This window comes from Roseateles sp. P5_E11 (assembly GCF_054049355.1).
This window is the reverse complement of the sequence record NZ_JBFUMO010000834.1, coordinates 1-1,885: the sequence shown is the minus strand read 5'-3', so window position 1 is coordinate 1,885 and position 1,885 is coordinate 1. Positions and strand designations below refer to the sequence as shown.

Below are 1,885 nucleotides of genomic sequence, written 5' to 3'. Positions count from 1 at the left end.
CACATGTTCCGCGGCCTGATCTACGGCAGCTACCGCAAGCCGCGTGAGCTGGTCTGGATCTTCGGCTGCGCGATCTTCCTGTGCCTGATGGCCGAAGCCTTCATGGGCTATCTGCTGCCATGGGGCCAGATGAGCTACTGGGGCGCCCAGGTCATCGTGAACCTGTTCGCTGCCGTGCCCTTCGTCGGCCCGGACCTGGCGCTGRTGATCCGCGGCGACTACGTGGTTGGCGACGCGACCCTGAACCGCTTCTTCAGCTTCCACGTCATCGCCGTGCCGCTGGTGCTGCTGGGCCTGGTGGTGGCCCACTTGCTGGCCCTGCACGACGTCGGTTCCAACAACCCCGACGGCGTCGAGATCAAGAAGCACAAGGACCCGAAGACCGGCATCCCGCTGGACGGCATCGCCTTCCATCCGTTCTACACGGTGCACGACATCTATGGCGTCTGCATCTTCCTGATGGCCTTCACCGCCATCCTGTTCTTCGCGCCGGAACTGGGCGGCTACTTCCTGGAGTACAACAACTTCATCCCGGCCGACCCGCTGAAGACGCCGGCTCACATCGCCCCGGTCTGGTACTTCACGCCGTTCTACTCGATGCTGCGCGCCACGACCGACACCATGGTCAACGTGCTGTGCGGCGTCGTCGCCGTCGCGGCCGTCGTGAGCTTCCTGAAGGGCAAGTTCGGCGGTGCCGCCAAGGTGGCCCTGCTGGTGGCGGCCGCCGTGCTGATCTTCCTGCTCAAGGTCTTCGACGCCAAGTTCTGGGGCGTGGTCGTCATGGGTGGCGCGGTCATCATCCTGTTCTTCCTGCCCTGGCTGGATCACAGCCCGGTCAAATCGATCCGCTACCGCCCCGACTGGCACAAGTATGTGTATGCCGTCTTCGTCGTCTTCTTCCTGTGGCTGGGCTACCTCGGCATCCAGCCGCCGAGCGACGTGGGCACCTTGGTCGCCCAGGTGGGCACCTTGTTCTACTTCGGCTTCTTCCTGCTGATGCCCTGGTGGAGCCGCCTCGGCACGCCCAAGGCCGTGCCGGACCGTGTGACCTTCCACGCCCACTGAGCCGCGGAGCAACAACACCAATGAAAAAGCTGATCGCTCTCCTGCTGGCCACCCTGGGCTTCGTGGGTGCCGCCCAGGCCAACACCGGCGGCATCGAGTGGGACARGTTCCCCAAGGAAAAGATGTCGGACATGGCGGCGCTGCAAAGCGGCGCCAAGCTGTTCGTCAACTACTGCCTGAACTGCCACTCGGCCGCCTACATGCGCTACAACCGCATGCGCGACATCGGCCTGTCCGAGGCCGACATCAAGAACAACCTGCTGTTCGCGGCCGAGAAGGTCGGTGAGACCATGAAGGTCAGCATCGACCCCAAGGACGCCAAGGCCTGGTTCGGCGCCAACCCGCCCGACCTGAGCGTCATCGCCCGCTCGCGTGCCGACGGTGCCAAGGGCTCGGGTGCGGACTACCTCTACACCTACATGCGGAGCTTCTACCGCGACGACACCAAGGCCACCGGTTGGAACAACATGGCCTTCCCCAGCGTCGCGATGCCGCATGTGATGTGGGAGCTGCAAGGCCAGCGCGCCGCCAAGTTCGAGGAAGTGGCCGACCCGCACGACCACGACAAGAAGACCCACGTCTTCGCCGGCTACCAGCAACTGACGCCCGGCACGCTGTCCGAGCGCCAGTACGACGAAGCCGTGGCCGACCTGGTTGCCTATTTGCAGTGGATGGGCGAGCCCGCGCAGGGCCAGCGCTTTCAGCTCGGCGTGATCGTGCTGATCTTCCTGTCCATCCTGACCGTGTTTGCCTGGCGACTGAACGCCTCGTACTGGAAGGACGTGAAGTAAGCCCGTCCATCCCGGCACCGCTCTCGGGC

At 64.4% G+C, this 1,885-nt stretch carries 2 protein-coding genes; both read left to right on the top strand.

Going from position 1 to position 1,885, the window contains the following annotated elements; translation table 11 throughout:
* Positions 1 to 1,065: cytochrome b (locus ACXJKR_RS31160; protein ID WP_457326149.1), on the top strand; the 1,065-nt coding region annotated here is incomplete at its 5' end.
* 20 nt (positions 1,066 to 1,085) lie between these two features.
* The gene (locus ACXJKR_RS31155) at positions 1,086 to 1,856 is read left to right on the top strand and encodes a cytochrome c1 (RefSeq protein WP_457326148.1); all 771 of its coding nucleotides are present in this window, start codon (positions 1,086 to 1,088) and stop codon (positions 1,854 to 1,856) included.
* Positions 1,857 to 1,885 lie beyond the last annotated feature (29 nt).